Here is a 23,135-nt window from a genome sequence, read left to right as displayed (position 1 = left end):
TGAAATCCTTTGGACCTGTCCTGTTCGTACGGGCCATGTTCCGGACCCTTACTTGGGGCGGTAGTGTAGAGGATTGATGGCCGTTTGTCTTGACGCCAGGGCTTGCCACGCCACAAAAAAGCACTTTTTTTACAACGAAACGATGGCCGCAGAATGGGTTGGCTAAAAGCGCAGCACTCCCTGCCGTGCGCGATCGTTTTCCCCCGGCCAGGGAGCCATCTCCTGCTCCAGCAAGCGGGTGATCTGACGGGCCAGCTCAGGTGCCTGGGCGTTGTCGGCAGTATGTATATAGAGGTAGAGATCTTTCCCCTCCGCGAGCCACTGGCGCCAGTGGGGGAGCCAGCTGGGCAGGAAGGGGTGATTGGCCGCCGGGTCCGGCAGGCCGATAAAGCGCACCATGGGGGCGTTGGCGGTGGCCAGCAGATGCACCGGCAGGCGCGGTTTCTTGCCCTGGGCATCGACAAGGGCTGGCGTGGTTGCTGGCACCGAGAAGAGTGGCCGGCTGTCGAGCATCACCCGGTTCACACCCTGTTCCATCAGCAATCGGTTCAATGCCCGCTCGGCCTCCCCCTTGGCGAAGAAGTCGGGGTGGCGCACCTCGAGGGCGTAGCGAAACGCCCGCGGCAGCCGATCGATGAAGGCCGCCAGTCTGGCCAGCCCCTGTGGCCCGAAACGGGCGGGCAACTGCAGGGTGAGCAGCCCCAGCTTGTCGTGCAGCGGGGCAAGCAGGCGAATAAAGTCGGCGACTTGTTTGTCTGCGCTCACCAGATCGCTCTGGTGGCTGATGGTTTGCGGAAATTTGAAGTTGAAACGAAAGTGATCGGGCACCGCATCGGCCCAGCGCTGTACCGTGTCCGGTGTCGGCAGGGCGTAGAAGGTGGTGTTACCCTCCACCGAGTTGAATACGGTGGCATAGTGGGCGAGGTGTTCGGCAGGCTTGGCGCCAAGGCCCAGCAACTGGCCGGGCCAGCTGGGGTGGGACCACTGTGGCAGGCCCAAATAGAGGCTCATGATGGCTATTCTCTTCGCTCTTGGTGCATTCGTGCCGATTTTTTGCCCGCTTTTTGCCATCGAGTGCAAAAAACTGGCGAAAGGAGGCTGCTGGCCATTTTACCCAAAAGGGGGTTTTCCTCTATAATGCCAGCCCTTTTGTTTTTCAATTTCTTGTGACCCATGCCTATCTACGAATATCGTTGCGACGTCTGTGGCCATGAATTGGCAAAACTGCAAAAGCTTTCCGATGCCCCCCTGACCGACTGTCCGGCCTGTAGCAAGCCGAATCTGGTCAAGCTGATATCGGCGGCAGGCTTCCGGCTCAAGGGAACCGGATGGTACGAGACTGATTTCAAACCGGGTAAGAAAAAGAATCTGGCCAGCTGTGAGACAGACGGTGCTTGCCAGTCGTGCCCGGCGGCCCAAGGTTAACCGTCTCTCTACAATTTCGAAGGAAGAAGTCCATGCGCTCTATCTATTGCGGACAGGTCAATGAGGCCCATGCAGGGCAGACCATTACATTGTGCGGTTGGGTTCATCGTCGTCGTGATCTCGGCGGTCTGATCTTTATCGATATGCGCGACCGGGAAGGGATCGTTCAGGTGTTCTTCGATCCGGACAAGCCGGACGCGTTCGCGCTGGCCTCCGAGCTGCGCGGCGAGTTCTGCATCCAGGTGACCGGCGTGGTGCGCACCCGTCCCGAGTCCCAGCGCAACAGCGACATGGCCACTGGCGCCATCGAAGTGTTCGCTCACGAGCTCAACATCATCAACCGTGCCGAGCCGCTGCCGCTGGACTTCAATCAGGTCAACAGCGAAGAGATCAGCCTCAAGTATCGCTACCTGGATCTGCGTCGTCCCGAGATGGCCAAGTACCTGAAGACCCGTGCCAAGGCCAGCGCCTTCGTACGCCGCTTCATGGACGAGCACGGCTTCCTCGATATCGAGACCCCGATGCTGACCAAGGCCACCCCGGAAGGTGCCCGTGATTATCTGGTGCCGAGCCGCGTGCACAAGGGCAAGTTTTACGCCCTGCCGCAATCTCCCCAGCTGTTCAAGCAGTTGCTGATGATGTCCGGCTTCGATCGCTACTACCAGATCGTCAAGTGCTTCCGCGACGAAGACCTGCGTGCCGACCGCCAGCCGGAATTCACCCAGATCGACGTGGAGACCTCCTTCATGACCGCGCCGCAGGTGCGTGAAGTGATGGAAGAGATGATCCGCAAACTGTGGCTGCACATCCTGAACGTGGATCTGGGCGACTTCCCGATCATGACCTTCGACGAAGCCATGCGTCGCTACGGCTCCGACAAGCCGGACCTGCGTCTGCCAATGGAGCTGGTTGATGTGGCAGACCTCTTGACTGCTGTCGAGTTCGCCGTGTTCGCGGGCCCCGCCAACGATCCGAAAGGCCGTGTGGCTGCCCTGAAAGTCCCGGGCGGTGCCGAGCTCTCTCGCAAGCAGATCGACGAATACACCAAGTTTGTCGGCATCTACGGTGCCAAGGGCCTGGCCTGGATGAAGGTCAACGAAGCGGCCAATGGTATCGAAGGCGTGCAGTCTCCGGTTGCCAAGTTCCTCTCTGACGCCATCGTGCGTGAGATCCTGGCTCGTACCGGCGCTGCCGACGGCGACATCATCTTCTTTGGCGCTGACAGCAAGAAAGTGGTCTGCGATGCCATGGGCGCCCTGCGTCTGAAAGTGGGTCGCGATCTGGGCCTGCTGGAGAACTGCTGGAAACCGCTGTGGGTCATCGACTTCCCGATGTTCGAGGAAGATGGTGAAGGTGGTCTGGCCGCCATGCACCACCCGTTCACCGCGCCGAGCAACATGAGCCCGGCCGAGCTGAAAGCCAACCCTGTGGGTGCTTACGCCAACGCCTACGACATGGTGATCAACGGCTACGAAGTGGGTGGCGGCTCTGTGCGTATCCACAACAGCGAGATGCAATCCACCGTGTTCGATATCCTGGGTATCACCCCGGCCGAGCAGCGCCTGAAATTCGGCTTCCTGCTGGATGCACTGAAGTACGGCACCCCGCCGCACGCCGGTCTGGCCTTCGGCCTGGACCGTCTCAGCATGCTGCTGACAGGCACCGAAAACATTCGGGACGTCATCGCCTTCCCGAAAACGACCGCGGCCGCCTGTCTGATGACAGACGCCCCCAGCCTTGCCAACGCCGCCCAACTGGGTGAGCTGGCGATTGCAACCACCGTTAAGGGCGACGAGTAAGCCGATCCGGCACCGGAGGCCGCCGCCGTGCGGCCTCTGTGTTTCCCTTGGGTTAGTCATGATCAGTGTTACTGACATTTAAAAAATAACGGAGAGTCTCTATGGCAGGTCACAGTAAATGGGCCAACATCAAACACCGCAAGGCCGCTCAGGACGCCAAGCGTGGCAAGATCTTCACCAAGCTGATCCGCGAAATCACTACCTCCGCGCGTCTGGGTGATGCCGATCCGGCCAACAACCCGCGTCTGCGTGCTGCGGTGACTGCCGCCCTGACCAACAACATGACCCGCGACACCATCAACCGTGCCATTCAACGTGGCGCTGGTGGTGGCGATGGCGAACAGCTCGAGACCATCGTATACGAAGGTTACGGCCCGGCTGGCTCTGCCGTGATGGTAGAGTGCCTGACCGACAACCGTAACCGTACCGTAGCCGAAGTGCGTCACGCCTTCAGCAAGTGCGGTGGCAACCTGGGGACCGACGGCTCCGTTGCCTATCTGTTCAGCAAGAAAGGTCTGCTGACTTTCGTGGGCGTAGACGAAGATGCCCTGATGGATGCCGCGCTGGAAGCGGGCGCCGATGACGTGGTCACCGAAGAGGATGGCACCATCGAGGTGTACACCACCCCGAACGACTTCGGTACCGTGCTGGATGGTCTTGAAGCCGCCGGCTTCAAGGCCCAGAGCGCCGAAGTGACCATGATCCCCTCCACCGAAGCTGAGCTGGATGCCGAGACTGCGCCCAAGCTGATGCGTCTGATCGATATGCTGGAAGATCTGGACGACGTACAAGAGGTGTATCATAACGGCTCCATCTCCGATGAAGTCGCTGCGACCCTCTGATCGCTGAATCGTGCTCTCCCGATGGCAGCCAGATGGCTGCCATTTTTTATCTTTGCATCGTGGCAACTGCTGATTGATGTGTCGGTTGATCAACCGGTGCAACAACTCTCTTCACTGACAGTCTTCTCCGCTTTCTCTGCGAATTATCATTGCTCTGTCCCTGCTGCCCTGCACGTACGCCAGTCGGCAGTTCTGCTGCGTTGCGTTAGCGAGGCTCCGCTTATCCTGTTTATCACACCTTTAGCTCTGTAGATGACGTTGACTGTTCACATCTGCCCGTCAGGGTAATTCGTTGCGGGTAGGGGAGAGGAGGTGATGGGGCGTGCTCTTGTTATCAGAGGGGGCCATCAATACAGAGTCACAGGTTGGGATGTTGATAGCGGATTGGCTGGGGCGAGTTGGTTGGTTGGGAAGTTAGGGGCTGCACTACCGCAATCGGCTGGAGAGAGGAGCTCTGTGATAAGTGGCAGATAAAAAAAGCCCGCGCAGTGCGCGGGCTTGTTATCTCAGGACTGGTTATCAGGCCTTGGATTTCTTCTTGCCTTCAACCTTGGCTTCAACCGGGGCAGCAGTTACCGGATCGGCTTCGGTGAACGGACGACCGTAGTAGGAGTCCAGCAGAACCTGCTTCAGCTCGCTGATCAGCGGGTAGCGCGGGTTGGCGCCGGTGCACTGGTCATCGAAGGCTTCGATAGCCAGCTGGTCAACCTTGGCCAGGAAGTCAGCTTCAGTCACGCCAGCTTCGCGGATAGAGGCCGGAATACCCAAGGTAGCCTTCAGCTCGTCCAGCCAGGTCAGCAGCTTCTCGATCTTGGCTGCGGTGCGGTCACCGGCAGCAGTCAGACCCAGGTGGTCAGCGACTTCGGCGTAACGACGACGAGCCTGCGGACGGTCGTACTGGGAGAACGCAGTCTGCTTGGTCGGGTTGTCGTTCGCGTTGTAGCGGATGACGTTGCTGATCAGCAGGGCGTTAGCCAGACCGTGCGGAATGTGGAACTCGGCACCCAGTTTGTGAGCCATGGAGTGGCACACACCCAGGAAGGCGTTGGCGAACGCGATACCGGCGATGGTGGCAGCATTGTGTACCTTCTCACGAGCGATCGGGTCGTTGGCACCGTTCTGGTAGCTGGACGGCAGGTACTCTTTCAGCATTTTCAGGGCTTGCAGCGCCTGGCCGTCGGAGTACTCGTTAGCCAGTACGGAAACATAGGCTTCCATGGCGTGAGTCACGGCATCGATACCACCGAAGGCACACAGGGACTTCGGCATGCCCATGACCAGGTTGGCATCAACGATGGCCATGTTCGGGGTCAGCTCGTAGTCAGCCAGCGGATACTTCTGACCAGACACTTCATCGGTTACTACTGCAAACGGAGTGACTTCAGAGCCGGTACCGGAAGTGGTGGTGATACAGACCAGTTCAGCCTTCACGCCCATTTTCGGGAACTTGTAGATACGCTTGCGGATATCCATGAAGCGCATGGCCAGATCTTCGAACGCAGTGTTCGGGTGTTCGTACATCACCCACATGATCTTGGCCGCATCCATCGGTGAACCACCGCCCAGCGCCAGGATAACGTCCGGTTTGAAGGAGTTGGCCATCTCGGCACCCTTGCGAACCACAGCCAGGGTCGGGTCAGCTTCTACTTCGTAGAACACTTCCACTTCCATATTCTGTGCTTTCAGCAGGCTGACCAGTTCATCGGCGTAGCCGTTGTTGAACAGGAAGCGGTCGGTCACGACCATGGCACGCTTTTTACCTTCCAGGTCGCTCAGAGCGATCGGCAGGGAACCACGACGGAAGTAGATGGATTTCGGAAGTTTGTGCCACAGCATGTTTTCTGCCCGTTTTGCGACTGTCTTCTTGTTGATCAGGTGCTTCGGACCCACGTTTTCGGAGATGGAGTTACCGCTCCAGGAGCCGCAACCCAGGGTCAGGGACGGTGCCATTGCGAAGTTGTACAGGTCACCGATACCGCCTTGGGTAGACGGAGTGTTGATCAGGATACGCGCGGTCTTCATCTTGTCGCCGAAGTACTTGATGCGATCAGCGTTGCGGTCCTGGTCGGTGTACAGACCTGAGGTGTGGCCGATACCACCGATGTTGACCATGTCACAGGCCATATCAACGGCGTTCTCGAAGCTGCTTGCACGGAACATACCGAGCAGCGGGGACAATTTCTCGTGAGCAAACTCGTCTTCTGCACACAGCTTGACGCCTTCACCGATCAGGATCTTGGTATCAGCCGGTACAGTCACGCCTGCCATCTCGGCAATCTTGGTGGCCGGCTGGCCAACGATGTTGGCGTTCAGGGCACCGTTGATCAGGATGACTTTACGTACCTTGTCAGCATCTTCTTTGGAGAGCACGTGGCCCTTGTGGGATGCAAAACGCTCTTTAACCTGGTCGTAGATGGCATCAACAACGATGACCGCCTGCTCGGAAGCACAGACCACGCCGTTATCGAAAGTCTTGGACATCAGGATGGAGGCAACGGCACGCTTCACGTCGGCAGTTTCGTCGATAACGATAGGTACGTTACCGGCACCCACACCGATAGCAGGCTTACCGGAGGAGTAGGCTGCTTTCACCATGCCAGGGCCACCGGTGGCCAGGATCAGGTTGATGTCTTCGTGCTTCATCAGGGCGTTGGAGAGCTCAACAGACGGTTGGTCGATCCAGCCGATGATGTCTTTCGGCGCACCGGCGGCAACAGCTGCATCCAGTACCAGCTTGGCTGCGGTATTGGTGGAGTTCTTGGCACGGGGGTGCGGGGAGAAGATGATGGCGTTGCGGGTCTTGAGCGCGATCATGGATTTGAAGATCGCAGTAGAAGTCGGGTTGGTGGTCGGAACGATACCACAGATGATACCTACCGGCTCGGCGATGGTGATGGTGCCCATCTGAGTGTCTTCACTCAGAATGCCGCAGGTCTTCTCTTCTTTGTACTTGTTGTAGATGTATTCAGAGGCGAAGTGGTTCTTGATAACCTTGTCTTCGATGATACCCATACCGGATTCTTCCACGGCCATCTGGGCCAGGGGGATACGGGCGTTGTTGGCGGCCAGGGCGGCGGCACGGAAGATCTTGTCTACCTGCTCTTGAGAGAAGCTGGCGAATTCACGCTGGGCTTCCTTAACGCGGGCGACCAGTGCATCCAGTTCAGCCAAATTGGTTACTGCCATGTTTATCTCCTGATTATTTGAAAACTGTTTAGTAAGACGTTGGCAATGCCCGGCAATTATAGTCGCCCTGTCAAGACGGTATCGTTGCAACAGCTTTTTCACATGCCTTACTAAATCGCTTTCTGAGTCGATTATAGAGCGGGGCTGACTCAGAAAAACTTGATCTGGATCATGTGTAACAAAAGAACAAAAGAAATTTTATTTCACAATCCTTGTTTGACTGATGTTATCGGAATGTGCATCAAAGGGAAAGGCGAGATACTTGTTAACGCAGGGTGATAAACCACATTTATCAAGTGGTTAATTGCACTCAGCCATAGTATTACAGAGCTATTTTGGCGGTATAGGTTAGCAAATATGAGTGAATTGGTTTCAAAACCATCGACAAACGCACTTTATTCCAGCGTTTGTTGCAAAAATGATTGTTGTTTTAATCCATGACTAATCCGCTTTATTCCCCGAGGGCGCTATTTCTGCCCGCTTCGCGGTTTTTGCGTTGTGGCTCTCTTGCCGAGTCAATGAAGTGATGTCTGGCTTGAAATAGTGGGAAGGCAAAGCCTGGATCCTCTCGAGACGCTTGATCATTCGGTCAGCCACCGTCTGACTCTCTGGACATGATTAAGCAGGCTTGCGCTCACTTTTCTGGCGCGTGTCGGGCGGTAGAAAGGGCTTTTGGTATCGGTTTATGCCAGTTAGCGCGGATGCATTAGATGAACTAACTAAAAAACCCTCAAAATGGTGAGATTATTTGATTGGTGCCCGCTCTGGCTATGATGTAAATTTACGCACGAAATTAATGGACTGGCCCGCTGGGCCCGAAACTCTATTGGAAGGCGCCTATGGCAGCAATTGACGTCTCGTTGTATCTGAAGTTTTTTGTCGGTTTGTTCGCAATTATCAACCCGCTTGGTTTGTTGCCGGTGTTTGTCAGCCTGACCAGCCACCATACCCAGGCCGAGCGGATGAAAACCAATACCACCGCCAATATCGCGGTGATGGTAATCCTGCTGGTCTCCATGTATATGGGGCAGTTGATCCTCGATGGGTTTGGCATCTCGCTGGCGTCGTTCCGGATCGCCGGTGGGTCGCTGATTACCCTGATTGCCTGGTCGATGTTGCAGGGCAAGCTGGGCGAAGTGAAGCACAACAAACAGGAGAAGGGTGAACTGGCGGTGCGCGAGTCTATCGCCGTGGTGCCGTTGGCGCTGCCGCTGATGGCAGGCCCCGGTGCCATCTCCTCGGTGATTGTCTATGCCAGCCAGAGCCACTGGCAGCAGCTGCTCGGCATGTCAGTGGTTGTCGTGGTCTTCTCCTTCTGCTCCTGGCTCATCTTCCGCGCCGCGCCGCTGCTGTTCAAGATCATGGGCAACACCGGCATCAACGTGGTGACCCGTATCATGGGTCTTATCATGATGTCGCTGGGTATCGAGATCATGGTGGCCGGTATCAAGGGGGTTTTCCCCAGCCTGATGTGAGCCAGCTCCGCTTTATGAAAGCCGGTCCTCGTGACCGGCTTTTTATTGGTTGCTTTTTGCCCGGTCTTTTCTAGAATCGGTCGTTTGTGTGAAAAATGAGCGCTTTGCTGGTGTTTTAATACTGAAAAAGCGCATGCTAGCTGATTTTTTGACCAGAAAATGACGATTACCCTGACAATATCTGTTGCATTATCGGAATTGGCAGGGAATTATGCTGGGAGCGGGTTTTAACCCCGTCACTTTAAAAAACGCATGGAATGTTCTTGTTGGAGTAGGGAAATGACTCATAAAAAAACAATGATTAACACATTGCTGATGGCTGCACTGTTTGGTGGCGTCAATGTGGCTCAGGCTGCCGATGTCCCGGCGGGAACCAAGCTGGCTGAAGTCCAGCAACTGGTAAAAGGCAACGGCTCCGAGCCTGCGACCCTTGACCCGCACAAGACCGAAGGAACGGTCGAATCCAATATCCTGCGCGACCTGTTCGAGGGTCTGGTACTTTCTGGTCCCAAGGGTGAAGTACTGCCTGGCGTAGCAGAATCTTGGGAAACCAAGGATAACAAGCACTACGTCTTCCATCTGCGCAAAGATGCCAAGTGGTCCAACGGTGACCCGGTCACTGCCCACGATTTCGTTTTTGCTTTCCAGCGTGCCGTTGATCCGAAGACAGCCTCTCCTTACTCCTGGTATCTGGAGATGCCGACTATCGCCAACGCCACCGATATTATCGCTGGCAAGAAACCCGCTGATACGCTGGGTGTGAAGGCGACCGACGACTACACCTTCGAAGTGCAGCTTGAGAAAGCGATCCCTTACTTCGTCAGCATGCTCTCCCACACCACCACCTATCCGGTACCGAAAAAGGTAGTCGAGCAGTTTGGTGACAAGTGGACCCAGCCGGAGAACATGGTATCCAATGGTGCCTATGTGCTGAAGAAATGGGTGGTCAACGAGCGGATAGAGCTTGAGCGCAACAAGAATTACTGGGACGACGGCAAGACAGTGATCAATACAGTGGTCTATTTGCCCATCCAGTCTACCAACGCCGATCTGAGCCGCTATCTGGCGGGTGAGGTGGATCTGACTTACACCACTCCTATCGAACGTTTCAAGCAGCTCAAGAAGGATTACCCGAATGAGCTGAAGGTGACCGGCTTGGTGTCCACTTACTATTACCAATTCAACTTCAAGCACAAACCGTTTGACGATGTGCGTGTCCGTACTGCGCTCTCCTACGCCATCGATCGTGATGTGATCGCCGACAAGGTAATGGGTCAGGGCCAGACTCCGGCTTACGGTCTGACCCCAGACTATGTGGATGGTTTCAAGCCAGTGGTCGCCGATTGGTCGAAGATGACCCAGGCCGAGCGTGATACCAAAGCGAAAGCCATGTTGAAAGAAGCCGGTTTCGATGCCAGCAAGCCGCTCAAGCTCGAACTGCTCTACAACACCGACGACAACCACAAGAAAGTGGCCGTGGCCGTGGCCTCCATGTGGAAGAAGCTGGGTGTGCAGGTGAGCCTGGTCAACCAGGAGTGGAAAACTTACCTGGAAACCAAGAAACAGGGGCAGTTTGAAGTAGCTCGTGCCGGCTGGAACGCTGACTACAACGAAGCCTCCTCCATGCTGGATCTGATGCAGACCACCCACGGCACCAACGACGGCAAGTACTCCAATCCGGAGTATGACAAGCTGATGGATGAGTCTCGCGATCAGGTTGACGATGTGGCCCGCAACAAGATATATGCCCAGGCTGAGGCCATCCTTGCCAAGGACATGCCGATCGCCCCTATCTATCAATACGTTACTCCGCGCATGGTGAAATCCTATGTGGGTGGCTACCCGGCCAACCCGCTGGATAACCTCTACAGCAAAGATATGTACATCATTGCTCACTGATTTAAAGCAACAAGTCGCATAACAAGCAGGGCCCGCCAGACGGCGGGCCTTTATTACAATCGCGACCCTTTGGAAGCAGTACAGGACAGGAAATGTCTATGTTGAAATTCATTTTTAAACGGCTATTGGAAGCGATCCCGACTCTGCTGGTCTTGATCACCGTCTCTTTCTTCATGATGCGTTTCGCCCCCGGTAACCCCTTTACCAGCGAGCGTTCACTGCCCCCCGAAGTCATCGCCAATATCGAGGCCAAATACGGGCTCGACAAACCCATTGGCATGCAATATCTCACCTACCTGGGCAACCTGGTGCAGGGTGATTTGGGCCCCTCTTTCAAATACAAGGATTTCACCGTCAATGATCTGGTGAGTCAGGCACTGCCTGTTTCCGCCAAGATCGGGACCACGGCCTTCTTCTTCGCCGTGCTGCTGGGGGTCACCTTCGGCACCATAGCGGCACTGAAACAGAACACCATCATCGACTATCTACTGATGTCGTCGGCCATGGCCGGGGTGGTGATCCCGGGCTTTGTGCTGGCGCCCTTGCTAGTGCTGTTTTTCAGTATTCATCTGGGTTGGTTCCCTGCCGGTGGATGGCAGGGTGGTGGCATCCAGTTTATGGTGCTGCCGGTGTTCGGCATGATGATGTACTACATCTCTGCCATCTCGCGGATCATGCGGGGCAGCATGATCGAGACCATGAACTCCAACTTCATCCGTACCGCCCGTGCCAAGGGTTTGCCGCTGCGCCACATCATCCTGAAACACGCGCTGCGTCCGGCCATGCTGCCGGTGGTCTCCTATCTGGGCCCGGCCTTTGTCGGCATCATCACAGGCTCCGTGGTGATCGAGACCATCTTCGGCCTGCCGGGGATCGGTCAGCTATTCGTCAACGGTGCCCTTAACCGTGATTACTCCATGGTGCTCGGTCTGACCATTCTGGTCGGCGCCCTCACCATCACCTTTAACGCTGTGGTCGATATTCTCTACGCCTTTATCGATCCCAAGATCCGTTACTAATTCGGGAGTTCATCATGGTTGTTTCAACTGAAAAACGCGATGCCGTCGAGGCGTTTGCGCAAAAAGTAGAGGTGGTAGAGGGGCGCTCCCTGTGGAAGGATGCCCGTCGCCGTTTCCTGCGCAACAAGGCGGCCCTGACCAGCCTGATCATTCTGACCATCATCGGTCTGGCGGTCATCTTTGGCCCCCATTTGTCCCAATACACCTTTGACGATCCGGACTGGGGCGCCATGCAGTCGCCGCCGGATATGGAAGCGGGTCACTACTTTGGTACCGACAGTCTGGGGCGCGATCTGTTCGTGCGCACCCTGCTGGGTGGCCGTATTTCCCTGATGGTCGGCATCATGGGCGCCATGGTAGCGGTCATCATCGGCACCCTGTATGGCGCGGCTTCCGGCTTTATCGGCGGGCGGGTCGATAGCCTGATGATGCGGGTACTGGAGATCCTCAACGCCTTCCCCTTTATGTTCTTCGTCATCATGCTGGTCACCTTCTTTGGCCGCAATCTGGCACTCATCTTTATCGCCATCGGGGCGGTGAGCTGGCTCGACATGGCGCGTATCGTGCGCGGCCAGACTCTCAGCCTCAAGAGCAAGGAGTTTATCGAGGCGGCCCACGTCTGCGGCGTCTCCAAGTGGAAGATCATCACCCGTCACATCGTTCCGAACGTACTCGGTATCGTGGCCGTCTACGCCACCTTGCTGGTGCCGGGGATGATCATGTTTGAATCCTTCCTGAGTTTCCTGGGCCTTGGGGTTCAGGAACCGATGACCAGCTGGGGTGCCCTGCTGGATGAAGGCTCCAAGTCGATGGAAGTGGCCATCTGGCAACTGTTGTTCCCCGCCTGCTTTATGGTGGTGACCCTGTTTTGCTTCAACTTCCTCGGGGATGGTCTGCGTGACGCCCTCGATCCGAAAGATCGTTAATCGAGCATCGGATCGACAGGAAAGCATCACGAAAGATCGATAAGGAGTTTTTATATGAAGTTACTGGATGTGAAAGATCTGCGGGTCGAGTTCAAGACCCCGGACGGCAATGTGGTGGCGGTCAACGACCTCAACTTTTCTCTCTCTGCGGGTGAAACCCTGGGGATCGTCGGCGAGTCCGGCTCCGGCAAATCCCAGACGGCCTTTGCCATCATGGGGCTGCTGGCCAAAAACGGCATAATTACCGGTTCCGCCAAGTTTCAGGGTGAGGAGATCCTCAACCTGCCGGAGTCCAAGCTCAACAAGATCCGCTCCGAGAAGATCGCCATGATCTTCCAGGACCCCATGACCTCGCTCAACCCCTACATGAAGGTGCAGGATCAGCTGATGGAAGTGCTGATGTTGCATAAGGGCGTCAGCAAGGCGGAAGCATTCGAAGAGTCGGTACGGATGCTCGATGCGGTCAAAATTCCCGAAGCACGCAAGCGGATGGGCATGTATCCCCACGAGTTCTCCGGCGGCATGCGTCAGCGGGTGATGATCGCCATGGCACTGCTCTGCCGGCCGCAACTGCTGATCGCTGACGAACCGACTACCGCACTCGACGTGACCGTACAGGCCCAGATCATGACTCTGATGAACGAGCTCAAGCGCGAGTTCAACACCGCCATCATCATGATCACCCACGACCTTGGCGTGGTCGCCGGTATCTGCAACAAGGTGCTGGTGATGTATGCCGGTCGTACCATGGAGTACGGCAAGGTAGACGATATCTTTTATCGCCCGAGCCACCCCTACACCGAAGGCTTGCTGCGCGCCATTCCCCGCCTAGATACCGAAGGGGAAGTGCTGCCCACCATCCCGGGCAATCCGCCCAACCTGCTGCGTCTGCCGACCGGCTGCCCCTTCCAGGAGCGTTGCCACCGGGTCAGCGAGATTTGCGGCCAGCAGTCACCGATCCTGACCCCGTTCAACGACGGTCGGGAGCGTGCTTGTCACTGGATATCCGATGCCATCAACGCCAAGGAGGTAAGCGTATGAATGCTGTTAACTGCGGCCAGCAATCATCAATGCCTCTGAAGCCGTTCAACGACGGTCGGGAGCGGTTTTGCCACTGGCACTGGGTTTCGGATGCCATGAACAAGGGGGCCAACTAAATGGGTGCCGACAAAAAATTGCTGTTGGAAGTGTCTGATCTCAAGGTTCACTTCAGTATCAAGAGTGGCAAGGCGTGGCCCTGGGCCAAGCCGTCTGATCTCAAGGCGGTCGATGGCGTGACCTTGCGTCTCTATGAGGGTGAAACTCTTGGTGTTGTGGGGGAATCCGGCTGCGGCAAGTCCACCTTTGCCCGCGCCATCATCGGTCTGGTACCGGCCACCGATGGCAAGGTGGTGTGGCTGGGTGACGATCTCACCAAGCTCGATCAGAATGCCCTGCGCGAGAAGCGTAAAGAGATCCAGATGATCTTCCAGGACCCGCTGGCTTCTCTGAACCCGCGTATGACCATTGGCGACATCATCGCCGAGCCGCTCATCACCTTCTACCCCAACCTGCCGCGGGAAGAGGTGAAAGAGAAGGTGCGCGCCATGATGAGCAAGGTGGGGTTGTTGCCCAACCTGGTCAACCGCTATCCGCACGAGTTCTCCGGCGGCCAGTGCCAGCGGATCGGGATTGCCCGGGCGCTGATCCTCGAGCCCAAGATGATCATCTGCGACGAGCCGGTGTCGGCGCTTGACGTATCCATTCAGGCGCAGGTGGTCAACCTGCTCAAATCCCTGCAAAAGGAGATGGGGCTGTCGCTTATCTTCATCGCCCACGATCTGTCGGTGGTCAAACATATCTCCGATCGGGTGCTGGTGATGTATCTGGGCAACGCCGTTGAGCTGGGGACTCGCAAGGAGATCTTCGCCAACCCGTTGCACCCCTACACCAAGGCGCTGATGTCAGCGGTGCCGATCCCGGACCCTGAGCTGGAGCGCAACAAGGTGATCCAGATCCTGGAGGGGGACTTGCCCTCACCGATGAACCCGCCGTCCGGTTGCGTGTTCCGCACCCGTTGTCCGGTGGCTGGCCCCGAGTGTGCCAAGACCCGCCCTGTGCTGGAGGGGAACTTCGATCACGCGGTCTCCTGCCTCAAGGTTGATCCGCTCTGATGGCGATTTATTGAACCGATTTGCGGGGTGCTCAGGTGGCACCCCGCTTAATTTTGGCCACAGATGAAGATGTCCCTTGGCGTTATCTTTTACCGCTGTTAATATCCGCGCAACAAGGGGAGTAACTTCTCGCCGGTTTGTCGTCATTACGGTACATCCATTGAGGTGTACCCGGCAGCTGGGCAGTCGATGAAAATCAGCTGTAAGTGAGACCTTGCCGAGAGGCAAGGTGTATCTGCTCAAATGCAAACCCACGCCTCTCGGATGTGGGTTTTTTCGTTTTTGGGAGAGGTGAACATGGGTGAATGGTGGATGTGGACCGGTTTCTTCAGCATAGTGCTGGTCCTGTTATGGATAGACATACGCTTTGTCGGTGGCGGCAAGTCACACAAGGTGTCCCTCAAAGAGGCGGGTGTCTGGTCCCTCATCTGGGTCAGCGTGGCCCTGCTCTTCAACCTGGCTATCTGGTTCTGGCTGGATCACAGCGCAGGCCGTGAAATTGCCAACCAGAAGGGGCTGGAGTTCCTCACCGGCTACCTTATCGAGAAAGCGCTGGCGGTCGACAACGTCTTCGTCTGGCTGATGCTGTTTAGCTACTTTGCCATTCCGGCCGAGCTGCAGCGCCGAGTGCTGCTGTACGGGGTACTGGGTGCCATCGTGATGCGTGCCGGTATGGTGTTCGCGGGCAGCTGGCTGATCGAGCAGTTCCACTGGATCCTCTATCTGTTCGGCGCCTTCTTGTTGCTGACCGGTGCCAAGATGCTGTGGGCGGCCGACAAGGAGCCAGATCTGGCCAATAACCCGCTGCTGGGCTGGATGCGCCGCCGCTTCAAGGTGACCGAGACCCTGGAAGGGGAGAACTTCTTCGTCTGGCGTGACGGTGTGCGCTATGCCACCCCGCTGCTGCTCATTCTGGTGCTGGTGGAGGTGAGCGATCTCATCTTCGCGGTGGACAGTATCCCGGCCATCTTCGCGGTGACCACGGATCCCTTCATCGTGCTGACCTCCAACATCTTCGCCATCATGGGTCTGCGTGCCATGTACTTCCTGCTGGCCGGTGTGGCTGATCGCTTCGCCCTGCTCAAATACGGTCTGGCGCTGATCCTGATGTTTATCGGGGTCAAGATGCTGCTGCTGGATATCTTCAAGATCCCGACCGGTATCGCACTGGGCGTAGTTGCGCTGATCCTGCTGGCATCCATGGGGCTGAGTCTGTTTGTGACCCGAAAAAAGGCCGCTTAAACGCAACATCATTTAATACCAAACAACAAGGGCTCCCGCGGGAGCCCTTTTTCATATCGTGTTATCAGCGTTTGATCTTCTTGGGGTTGGTGTAGCCCCAGATGGTGTACATGTCCGCCAGCAGGGCGCCGTTGTACTCCTCCAGATCCGCCTGTTTCACTTCGGCGTCACCCTGACGGCCAAACAGCACCACCTCGTCGCCGGGTTTCACCCCTTTCAGATCAGTCACATCCACCATGATGGTGTTCATGGAAGTCTTGCCGACCACCGGCACCTTCTGACCCTGGATCAGCACATAGGCTTTGTTGCTGAGGGCGCGGCGATAGCCATCGGAGTAGCCCAGCGGCAGGTTGGCGAGCCAGGAGTCACGCTTGAGGGTAAAGGTGCGGTCATAACCGACGGTGTTGCCCGCGGCATAGTGGTTGACCGAGGCGACCTGGGTCTTGAATGCCATCACCCGCTTGTATTCGGTGTGGGAGGGGATGGAGTCGCCGTAGAGCAGGCCGCCCGGGCGCACCATGTCGAAGTAGGCGTCCGGCACAGCCAGGGTGGCGAAGGAGTTGGCGGCGTGGATGGTGATCTTGCTGCGATCCAGCTTGCCCGCTTCCAGCAGCCACTGGGAGTCCAGTTTGAACTGGGCCAGCCCCATCTTGACGTCCTCTTTCTCCTCAACCGGGAAGTGAGTCATGATGCCGACCGGGGTGATCCCCTTGAGCTTGAGCATGGCCAGCGCATCCTGTTTGGCATCGGCCAGACGCAGGTCGATGCCGTTGCGGCTCATGCCGGCGGAGTTGAGCGCGATATGCACCGGAATGGTGGTGTGGTGGCGCTGGGCGATATCGGCGATACCCTGGGCACTGACCAGACTGCCGATCAGCTCTTCCATCTTGTAGGGCAGGGCCTGCTCTACTTCATCCGGGGTGGCAGCACGCACCCGCATCAGGCGGCCGGTAAAGCCCTTCTCGCGGGCGACGCGCGCCTCTTCGTTGCTGGCGATGCCGATGCAGGGGATATTTGCCTTGACCACGGAGGGGACCAGCAGGTCGATGCCATGACCATAAGCGTCGGCCTTCATGATGGCGCAGATCTGCGGGCCCTTGTCGCCGAGGCGATCCTTGAGGGTCTGGATATTGTGTTCAAAGGCGCCCAGATCCACTTCCAACCAGGCGTTGCTGGCGGTTTGCTCCTGGCCGTTGCGATGATCCGTCGCAAGGGGCAGATAGGGAGCCGCAACGGCTTGGCCCGCGAGCAGGCCGAAGATCAGGGTAGCCAGCAGAGTTTTCTTGTGCATGGTGATTCCTTTTTGTTATTCGCGTTGGATAGTTTGGACGGGGTCGGCCACATTGGTGGTGGTTTAACCACAACTTGTTGTTATTATTATGATCTTTGTCACTCTCAACAGGCGCTGACTGGTTGGGAGTCTACCGCAACACGGGTTCGGCCGACACTCGTCAGGGGAAGAAAATGGTCAATCTTGAGTTACGTTTGCCACCACCGCTGATCTTTCTGCTCTGTGCCGGGGCCATGTGGTGGCTAAGAGGGGAGAGTCAGCCCGGCATCTGGGCAATGACGCTGATGGCTATGCTGGTCGTGGCGGGGGCCATCATGGGCTTTGGGGCCCTGCAACGGTTTCGTCACCATCAGACCACGGTCAGCCCCACCAAACCGCAGCACACCAGTCGTCTGGTGACCTGCGGCGTCTATCGTGTCAGTCGCAATCCCATGTATCTGGGCTTGCTCTGCTGGCTGGTCGCCTGGGGCTGTTATCTCGGTGGAAGTTGGGTCTGGGTTGGGCCAATCGTGCTGGTGGCCTGGCTGACCCGCTTTCAGATCATGCCGGAGGAGCGGTTGCTGCGCGCCCGTTTCGGCGACGAGTATGTGGCGTATTGCCAGCGCGTTCGCCGTTGGTGCTGACTGGCTGTGAGCTGCGTGAGCTGAAGGATAAGTCGGGTCAGCCGTGCTGGATAAAGAGAACCCCGGGCTGGCCCGGGGTTCTCGAGGGGCTAGTTAGAAAAAATCGCCCTTCTCGTCCTTGGTGGGTTCGAGGCTCCAGCCGGTGGCATCGCTGCTGCTGGCAATCTGCCCCTTCTCCTTCCACAGCTTGATCTTGAGGCGCAGGTTGTTGGCCGAGTCGGCGTTTTTCACCGCCTCTTCTTCCTCAATTACCCCTTCCACTACCAGATCGAACAGGGCACTGTCGAAGGTAACCATGCCGAGGGCTTTGGACTTCTCCATCACCTCTTTGAGGCCGCCAAATTCGCCGCGCTTGATCATGTCGCGGATGGTGTGGGTGCCGAGCATGATCTCCACTGCGGCCCGGCGGCCGCCATCGGTGGTTTTCACCAGCCGTTGGGAGACAAAAGCCTTGAGGTTGTTGCCCAGATCGTTAAGCAGCTGGGGGCGGCGCTCCTCGGGGAAGAAGTTGATGATGCGATCCAGCGCCTGGTTGGCGTTGTTGGCGTGCAGGGTGGAGATGGCAAGGTGGCCGGTTTCGGAGAAGGCCAGCGCATGTTCCATGGTCTCGCGATCGCGGATCTCGCCGATAAGAATGACGTCCGGCGCCTGACGCAGGGTGTTTTTCAGGGCGGCGTGGAAGCTGCGGGTATCCACGCCGACCTCCCGCTGGTTGATGATGCTCTTGCGGTGACGATGAACGAACTCCACCGGATCCTCGATGGTGATGATGTGGCCGCCGCTGTTGCGGTTGCGGTGGTCGATAAGCGCCGCCAGCGAGGTAGATTTACCCGAGCCGGTGCCGCCGACAAACAGTACCAGACCGCGTTTCTCCATGATGGTGTCGAGCAGCACAGGCGGGAGTTTGAGATCTTCAAAGCGGGGGATTTCGGTCTTGATGTTGCGGGCCACCAGAGAGACTTCGTTGCGCTGCTTGAAGATGTTGACCCGAAAGCGGCCGATCTGGGGCAGGGAGATGGCAAGGTTCATCTCCAGCTCCTTGTCAAATTGCAGTTTCTGCTCGCCATCCATGATCTCGGCGGCGATCCGCGCCACTTCACCCGGCTCCAGTGGCGTTTCGTTGAGGGGGCGCAGGCCGCCGTTAAATTTGGCGCAGGGGGGCGCACCGGTCGACAGATAGAGGTCTGAGCCATCCTGCTTGGCCAGGATCTGTAACATGTCTCGCAATTCCATTTTTTTGCCTCGTCGATCAATGAGATGCCATGAGCGGGATGATATTGAGTGTACAGCCTCAGGCGCCGGTCAGTTTCTCGCGAAAGACAAAAAAGACCGCACCGAGAATGCAGAGCCCTGCCCAGAGATAGTCCCATTTCAGATCTTCCTTGAGATAGAAGATAGAGAAGGGGACGAATACGGTGAGTGTGATCACTTCTTGCAGGATTTTAAGTTGGCCCACGCTCATCACCGTATGGCCGATGCGGTTGGCGGGCACTTGCAGCAGGTATTCGAACAGGGCGATACCCCAGCTCACCAGGGCGGCAATGATCCAGGGTTTATGGTTCATGCTCTTGAGGTGAGCGTACCAGGCGAAGGTCATAAAGACGTTGCTGCAGAGCAGCAGACCGATACTGGCGAAAATCGGGTTCATAGGGTTCTCCTTGAAAATCCGGCGCATTTTATCCCTGAACCACGGGTTTTCATACGTGGTGCGGGAGGGTATTTTTAACCAACAGGATAAGCCGTGCGAGGTATGCGACGGGATGGGCAAGTTATGCGGGATTGTGTTGTTACTGTTATTTGCCATGCCGGTGCGTGCGACCCCGACGCTGACGGTGGCCACCGATCTGTGGCCGCCATTTCGCATCCTGCAAGCGGATGGCCGGTTGCAGGGGCTCGACATGGACATCCTGCGCCGGTTGCAACAGGCGAGCGGCATTGAGTTGCAGGTACGGCGGATGCCGTGGGGCAGGGCGCTCAAGCAGATGCAGACCGGTCAGGTCGATCTGATGATTGGCCTCGCCTATACCGCCGAGCGGGCGCAGTTTATCGACTATCTGCAGCCTGCCTACTACCAGTGCTGGCCCGCGTTTTATGGTCAGCCGGTCAATGTGGCCCGGATCCACCAATACCGCGATCTGCAGGGGGTGAAGGTGGGCTATGTGCTCAACTCGGCCTACTTTGAGCCCTTCAACAGTGACAGCCGCCTCGACAAGCACGGAGTACCCACCGAAGATCAGCTGCTGCGCATGGTGCAGCGCGGTCACCTGCCGCTGATGATTGGCACCGACTGTCAGGTGGACTATGCCCTGAGTCAGGGAAATGCCAGCCGGATAGGCAAGGCGGATTACCGCCCCGCCACGCCGGTGACCCTCTATCTGGGGATGAGCAAGCACTCACCTCACCAGTCGCTGCGCCAGCCCTTGCTGGTGGCGCTGCAAAATCTGGTGGCCAGCGGCGAGATAAGGGTGATGGCAAAGCGTTACCAGCCTTGACCTTGGGTGGCAAGCCACTGTTATCATGCCCTTTTACTGCTTCTCCCCCGGCGCTGCGACAGGGCCGGGGGGAAGCCTTGTTATTCGGGGATCATCCTTGTACCTCTCCCTTATCGCCCGCCAGCAGCGCTGGCAGCGGCGCTGGCTCTGTGGCCTGACGCTGCTGACCTTGCTGCTGTTTCTCTTCTCCCTCGTCTGGGGCGAGTTTGTGCTGCTGCCCTGGCAGCCCCTTGGCGATCTCGAACAGCGCATCCTGCTGGAGCTGCGCCTGCCGCGTGCCTTGCTGGCCCTCTTGGCTGGCGCCGCGCTTGCTTGTGGCGGCGCCGTGTTGCAGGTGATGCTGCACAATCCGGTGGCGGAGCCCGGGTTGCTTGGCGTTTCAAGCGGGGCAGGCCTTGCCGCCATGGTGGCGATGGCGGTGGCCAAATCCCTTGGCTTCTATCTGCCCGGCTGGGGGCTGTCGCTGGCGGCCTTCGGTGGCGCTTTGCTGGTGACCATGTTGCTCATTCGGCTGGCTCGCCGGGCGCGTCTCGGTCATGCTCGCTTGCTGTTGTTTGGCGTCGCCATCGGCATTCTTACCAATGCCGCCATGACCTGGTTGATGTACTTTGCCGACGACGGCTCCTTGCGTGAATTCATCTTCTGGATGATGGGGAGCCTCTCTTATGGCAGCCAGCAGTTCGGCTGGTGGTGGCTGGTGCTGCCGCTCACCCTGGGCTGGCTCTGTTGGCAGGGCAAGGCGCTGCAACAGTTGTTGTTGGGGGAGACCCAGGCCCGCCTGATGGGGATGGATGTCGACAAGATGCGGGTGCGGCTGGTGCTGGCGGTCTGTCTGCTGACCGGTGTGGCGGTGTCGTTGTGTGGTGTCATCGGTTTTGTCGGGTTGGTGGTGCCCCATCTGCTGCGGCTCTGCGGTGGCAGCGATCAGCGCTTTCTGCTGCCTGCCTCGGCGCTTGGCGGCGGGGCCCTGCTGCTGGCGGCCGATCTGGTTGCTCGATCCACCCTGAGCGCGGGGGAGTTGCCTATCGGCGTCATCACCGCCTCGGTGGGGGCGCCGCTCTTTATCTACCTGCTATTGAGGCAAACTGCCGATGGTGCTGCATGAATAGCTGTATGATTTGGTCGGGGCGCGTAGTCTCCTTATTTACCCGTTGTTGAGGCAAGATGCCGATGTCACCCGCTGATCCCATGCCGGTTTCTTCTCGTGCTGCTGCGCCGCTGCTGGAGGCACGCGAGCTCGCTATTGCCGGACGGCTCTCTCCCCTAGATATCCGCTGGCATGGTGGCCAGCTGGTGGCGCTGCTCGGCCCCAATGGCAGTGGCAAGTCGACCCTGCTCGGGGCGCTGGCGGGGATTTTACCCGCCGATGGCACAGTGCTGCTGGGGGGGGAAGTGCTTACTGACATGAGTTGGCCCGAGCTTGCCAAACGGCGCGCCATGCTGCCCCAACGTCAGCCCCAGCTGTTTCATATTCCGGTGTTTCAGGTGTTGAGCCTGGGGCTCGATGAGATGGTTGCACCTGCCAGACAGAACGAGGCGATAAATGCATTGTGCGAGGCACTGGAGCTGGAAGCCTTGCTGGCTCGTGACTTCAGCCGGTTGTCGGGCGGTGAACAGCAGCGAGTGCTCATTGCCCGCACCCTGCTGCAGGTGTGGCCGAGCCTCAATCCGACCGGCAAGGTGCTGCTGCTGGACGAGCCGCTGGCGGGGCTCGACCTGCATCACCAGCTGGCGCTGTTGCGGTTGCTGAAAACCTTGGCCGGGCAGGGCTTGCTGGTGGTGCTCGCCATCCACGATATCAATCTGGCCATTGACTGGGCCGACCGCATTCTCTGCTTGCAAGGGGGCGCGGTGGTGCGCGAAGGGGGTGTCGAGCTGGTGGATGAGGCGCTGCTGGCGCAGGTGTTCCAGATCCGCACCGACCGCATCGAAGCGGCAGGGCGCGTGTGGTTTATGCCCAGTTTGTGAGAAACAAGAAAGGCCCTTGGCGTCAGTCGAGGGCCTTTTTGAAGAATACGACTCGCTCTGTTTCGGCAAAGCCGAGTTGTTGGTGCATCTGCTGCGAGGCAAGATTGTCGATGGCGGCATCGGAGGCCAGTTCCCGGCAACCCAGCTCGCGGTCCCACTGCGCCACCTGAGCGATCAAGGCTTGGGCCACCCCACGCTGGCGCGAGGCCGGTTGCACATAGACCCCTTCCAGATACATCACAGGGCTGCTGTTGCAGCCATTCACGTAATCGTGGCGCAGGGCTGCATCGGCAAAGCCTACCGCCTGACTCTGTTCATCCAGCGCCAGAAAGGCGTTGAGATGTGCATTGGCCAACATCTCAACCCCTTCCTGAAGGTGGGCCGAAAGTGCGTGGTGCGGCCACAGCTGCTGGCGCAGGGTTGCCCACTGCGCCAGCAGCGTCTCGTCGAGGGGGACTATCTGCCAGCCGATATTCGTCATCGGGGCTCAGGCTTGCCGCTTGGCAAGGCGTACCAGTGCAGCCTCTGCCAGCATCGCCAGCAGGGTTTCGGTGTCGCTCCATGATAGGCAGGCATCAGTGATGCTCTGGCCGAAGGTGGCGGCGCAGCCGTTCTCCACATCCTGACGCCCTTCCACCAGGAAGCTTTCTGCCATGATGCCGGCGATGCCGGTACGGCCGCGGCGCAGCTGATCGCAGATATCTTGCGCCACCAGCAGCTGACGGCGGTGATCCTTCATGCTGTTGCCGTGGCTGAAATCGACCACCAGACGCTCCGGCAGGCCCACATCGGCCA

General features: G+C 57.9%; 21 protein-coding genes and 1 pseudogene. 15 read left to right on the top strand and 7 right to left on the bottom strand.

What is annotated here, in order from left to right; all coding sequences use genetic code 11:
- Window positions 1-162: 162 nt before the first annotated feature.
- Complete coding sequence (locus tag DBR30_RS17975) at window positions 163-1,011, bottom strand: DUF72 domain-containing protein (RefSeq protein ID WP_108541294.1); 849 nt, start codon at window positions 1,009-1,011, stop codon at window positions 163-165.
- Between the two features lie 162 nt (window positions 1,012-1,173).
- Between DBR30_RS17975 and DBR30_RS17970 the strand changes: the two genes are divergently transcribed.
- The 3 genes from DBR30_RS17970 to DBR30_RS17960 all read left to right on the top strand — a co-directional run bounded on the left by DBR30_RS17970 (window position 1,174) and on the right by DBR30_RS17960 (window position 4,066).
- Window positions 1,174-1,425: an FmdB family zinc ribbon protein gene (locus DBR30_RS17970; RefSeq protein WP_005337686.1), complete on the top strand. Its 252-nt coding sequence runs from the start codon at window positions 1,174-1,176 to the stop codon at window positions 1,423-1,425.
- Between the two features lie 32 nt (window positions 1,426-1,457).
- Window positions 1,458-3,224, top strand: a complete 1,767-nt coding sequence (gene aspS, locus DBR30_RS17965) for an aspartate--tRNA ligase (protein ID WP_108541293.1) — start codon at window positions 1,458-1,460, stop codon at window positions 3,222-3,224.
- Between the two features lie 101 nt (window positions 3,225-3,325).
- Window positions 3,326-4,066, top strand: coding sequence for a YebC/PmpR family DNA-binding transcriptional regulator (locus tag DBR30_RS17960; RefSeq protein ID WP_005337681.1), 741 nt, complete (start codon window positions 3,326-3,328; stop codon window positions 4,064-4,066).
- Window positions 4,067-4,585: 519 nt separating this feature from the next.
- On the opposite strand, the gene adhE is transcribed toward DBR30_RS17960, so the two are convergent.
- Window positions 4,586-7,252 carry a bifunctional acetaldehyde-CoA/alcohol dehydrogenase gene (adhE, locus tag DBR30_RS17955; RefSeq protein ID WP_108541292.1) on the bottom strand — a complete coding sequence of 889 codons (2,667 nt, stop codon included), beginning with the start codon at window positions 7,250-7,252 and terminating at the stop codon, window positions 4,586-4,588.
- An 839-nt stretch (window positions 7,253-8,091) separates the two neighbouring features.
- Between adhE and DBR30_RS17950 the strand changes: the two genes are divergently transcribed.
- The 8 genes from DBR30_RS17950 to DBR30_RS17915 all read left to right on the top strand — a co-directional run bounded on the left by DBR30_RS17950 (window position 8,092) and on the right by DBR30_RS17915 (window position 15,966).
- Window positions 8,092-8,727 carry a YchE family NAAT transporter gene (locus DBR30_RS17950; protein WP_005337678.1) on the top strand — a complete coding sequence of 212 codons (636 nt, stop codon included), beginning with the start codon at window positions 8,092-8,094 and terminating at the stop codon, window positions 8,725-8,727.
- A 279-nt stretch (window positions 8,728-9,006) separates the two neighbouring features.
- The gene (locus DBR30_RS17945; protein ID WP_108541291.1) at window positions 9,007-10,626 is read left to right on the top strand and encodes an ABC transporter substrate-binding protein; all 1,620 of its coding nucleotides are present in this window, start codon (window positions 9,007-9,009) and stop codon (window positions 10,624-10,626) included.
- Window positions 10,627-10,724: 98 nt separating this feature from the next.
- A complete protein-coding gene (oppB, locus tag DBR30_RS17940; protein WP_005337672.1) occupies window positions 10,725-11,645 on the top strand; it encodes an oligopeptide ABC transporter permease OppB in 921 nt (306 codons plus the stop codon).
- 14 nt (window positions 11,646-11,659) lie between these two features.
- A complete protein-coding gene (gene oppC / locus DBR30_RS17935; protein WP_005337670.1) occupies window positions 11,660-12,571 on the top strand; it encodes an oligopeptide ABC transporter permease OppC in 912 nt (303 codons plus the stop codon).
- A gap of 54 nt (window positions 12,572-12,625) precedes the next feature.
- Window positions 12,626-13,612, top strand: coding sequence for an ABC transporter ATP-binding protein (locus DBR30_RS17930; RefSeq protein ID WP_042056506.1), 987 nt, complete (start codon window positions 12,626-12,628; stop codon window positions 13,610-13,612).
- Window positions 13,609-13,728, top strand: a complete 120-nt coding sequence (locus DBR30_RS17925; RefSeq protein ID WP_108541290.1) for an oligopeptide transporter ATP-binding component — start codon at window positions 13,609-13,611, stop codon at window positions 13,726-13,728. Before DBR30_RS17930 ends, DBR30_RS17925 begins: the two co-directional genes overlap by 4 nt.
- On the top strand, window positions 13,729-14,724 hold the full coding sequence (oppF, locus tag DBR30_RS17920; protein ID WP_005337666.1) for a murein tripeptide/oligopeptide ABC transporter ATP binding protein OppF: 996 nt from the start codon (window positions 13,729-13,731) through the stop codon (window positions 14,722-14,724).
- A gap of 297 nt (window positions 14,725-15,021) precedes the next feature.
- Window positions 15,022-15,966 (top strand): TerC family protein, encoded by a 945-nt coding sequence (locus DBR30_RS17915; RefSeq protein ID WP_108541289.1) that lies wholly within the window; start codon window positions 15,022-15,024, stop codon window positions 15,964-15,966.
- A gap of 64 nt (window positions 15,967-16,030) precedes the next feature.
- On the opposite strand, the gene alr is transcribed toward DBR30_RS17915, so the two are convergent.
- On the bottom strand, window positions 16,031-17,257 hold the full coding sequence (alr, locus tag DBR30_RS17910) for an alanine racemase (protein WP_103422279.1): 1,227 nt from the start codon (window positions 17,255-17,257) through the stop codon (window positions 16,031-16,033).
- Window positions 17,258-17,430: 173 nt separating this feature from the next.
- Between alr and DBR30_RS17905 the strand changes: the two genes are divergently transcribed.
- Window positions 17,431-17,880 (top strand): methyltransferase family protein, encoded by a 450-nt coding sequence (locus DBR30_RS17905; protein WP_108541288.1) that lies wholly within the window; start codon window positions 17,431-17,433, stop codon window positions 17,878-17,880.
- Between the two features lie 93 nt (window positions 17,881-17,973).
- Here DBR30_RS17905 and tapW read toward each other — a convergent pair whose 3' ends face one another.
- Together tapW and DBR30_RS17895 are read right to left on the bottom strand one after the other, a co-directional pair.
- Complete coding sequence (gene tapW, locus DBR30_RS17900) at window positions 17,974-19,113, bottom strand: type IVa pilus ATPase TapW (RefSeq protein ID WP_019446654.1); 1,140 nt, start codon at window positions 19,111-19,113, stop codon at window positions 17,974-17,976.
- 58 nt (window positions 19,114-19,171) lie between these two features.
- Complete coding sequence (locus DBR30_RS17895) at window positions 19,172-19,528, bottom strand: DMT family protein (protein WP_005353120.1); 357 nt, start codon at window positions 19,526-19,528, stop codon at window positions 19,172-19,174.
- A 112-nt stretch (window positions 19,529-19,640) separates the two neighbouring features.
- Between DBR30_RS17895 and DBR30_RS17890 the strand changes: the two genes are divergently transcribed.
- The 3 genes from DBR30_RS17890 to DBR30_RS17880 all read left to right on the top strand — a co-directional run bounded on the left by DBR30_RS17890 (window position 19,641) and on the right by DBR30_RS17880 (window position 22,340).
- A complete protein-coding gene (locus DBR30_RS17890) occupies window positions 19,641-20,372 on the top strand; it encodes a substrate-binding periplasmic protein (protein ID WP_043825634.1) in 732 nt (243 codons plus the stop codon).
- Between the two features lie 97 nt (window positions 20,373-20,469).
- Window positions 20,470-21,477, top strand: coding sequence for a vitamin B12 ABC transporter permease BtuC (gene btuC, locus DBR30_RS17885; protein WP_108540766.1), 1,008 nt, complete (start codon window positions 20,470-20,472; stop codon window positions 21,475-21,477).
- A 65-nt stretch (window positions 21,478-21,542) separates the two neighbouring features.
- Window positions 21,543-22,340: an ATP-binding cassette domain-containing protein gene (locus DBR30_RS17880; protein ID WP_181363617.1), complete on the top strand. Its 798-nt coding sequence runs from the start codon at window positions 21,543-21,545 to the stop codon at window positions 22,338-22,340.
- A 22-nt stretch (window positions 22,341-22,362) separates the two neighbouring features.
- Here the strand turns inward: DBR30_RS17880 and aac(6') are convergent, their stop codons facing one another.
- Both aac(6') and DBR30_RS22520 read right to left on the bottom strand, forming a co-directional pair.
- Entirely contained in the window at window positions 22,363-22,821 is a 459-nt protein-coding gene (gene aac(6') / locus DBR30_RS17875) for an aminoglycoside 6'-N-acetyltransferase (RefSeq protein WP_108540769.1), read from the bottom strand.
- 6 nt (window positions 22,822-22,827) lie between these two features.
- A pseudogene (locus DBR30_RS22520) lies at window positions 22,828-23,135 on the bottom strand (3-deoxy-7-phosphoheptulonate synthase); the annotation flags it as partial.

Source organism: Aeromonas sp. HMWF017 (genome assembly GCF_003061465.1).
Taxonomy (GTDB): Bacteria; Pseudomonadota; Gammaproteobacteria; order Enterobacterales; family Aeromonadaceae; genus Aeromonas; species Aeromonas veronii.
This window is presented reverse-complemented; position numbering and strand designations above follow the sequence as displayed.

Coding starts and splice junctions, on each gene's coding strand:
- aspS (WP_108541293.1), top strand. CDS start 1,458: ATGCGCTCTATCTATTGCGGACAGGTCAATGAGGCCCATGCAGGGCAG.
- DBR30_RS17930 (WP_042056506.1), top strand. CDS start 12,626: ATGAAGTTACTGGATGTGAAAGATCTGCGGGTCGAGTTCAAGACCCCG.
- DBR30_RS17950 (WP_005337678.1), top strand. CDS start 8,092: ATGGCAGCAATTGACGTCTCGTTGTATCTGAAGTTTTTTGTCGGTTTG.
- DBR30_RS17895 (WP_005353120.1), bottom strand. CDS start 19,528: ATGAACCCGATTTTCGCCAGTATCGGTCTGCTGCTCTGCAGCAACGTC.
- oppB (WP_005337672.1), top strand. CDS start 10,725: ATGTTGAAATTCATTTTTAAACGGCTATTGGAAGCGATCCCGACTCTG.
- DBR30_RS17975 (WP_108541294.1), bottom strand. CDS start 1,011: ATGAGCCTCTATTTGGGCCTGCCACAGTGGTCCCACCCCAGCTGGCCC.
- oppF (WP_005337666.1), top strand. CDS start 13,729: ATGGGTGCCGACAAAAAATTGCTGTTGGAAGTGTCTGATCTCAAGGTT.
- DBR30_RS17945 (WP_108541291.1), top strand. CDS start 9,007: ATGACTCATAAAAAAACAATGATTAACACATTGCTGATGGCTGCACTG.
- DBR30_RS17915 (WP_108541289.1), top strand. CDS start 15,022: ATGGGTGAATGGTGGATGTGGACCGGTTTCTTCAGCATAGTGCTGGTC.
- DBR30_RS17890 (WP_043825634.1), top strand. CDS start 19,641: ATGGGCAAGTTATGCGGGATTGTGTTGTTACTGTTATTTGCCATGCCG.
- DBR30_RS17970 (WP_005337686.1), top strand. CDS start 1,174: ATGCCTATCTACGAATATCGTTGCGACGTCTGTGGCCATGAATTGGCA.
- DBR30_RS17905 (WP_108541288.1), top strand. CDS start 17,431: ATGGTCAATCTTGAGTTACGTTTGCCACCACCGCTGATCTTTCTGCTC.
- adhE (WP_108541292.1), bottom strand. CDS start 7,252: ATGGCAGTAACCAATTTGGCTGAACTGGATGCACTGGTCGCCCGCGTT.
- DBR30_RS17880 (WP_181363617.1), top strand. CDS start 21,543: ATGTCACCCGCTGATCCCATGCCGGTTTCTTCTCGTGCTGCTGCGCCG.
- alr (WP_103422279.1), bottom strand. CDS start 17,257: ATGCACAAGAAAACTCTGCTGGCTACCCTGATCTTCGGCCTGCTCGCG.
- DBR30_RS17960 (WP_005337681.1), top strand. CDS start 3,326: ATGGCAGGTCACAGTAAATGGGCCAACATCAAACACCGCAAGGCCGCT.
- oppC (WP_005337670.1), top strand. CDS start 11,660: ATGGTTGTTTCAACTGAAAAACGCGATGCCGTCGAGGCGTTTGCGCAA.
- tapW (WP_019446654.1), bottom strand. CDS start 19,113: ATGGAATTGCGAGACATGTTACAGATCCTGGCCAAGCAGGATGGCTCA.
- DBR30_RS17925 (WP_108541290.1), top strand. CDS start 13,609: ATGAATGCTGTTAACTGCGGCCAGCAATCATCAATGCCTCTGAAGCCG.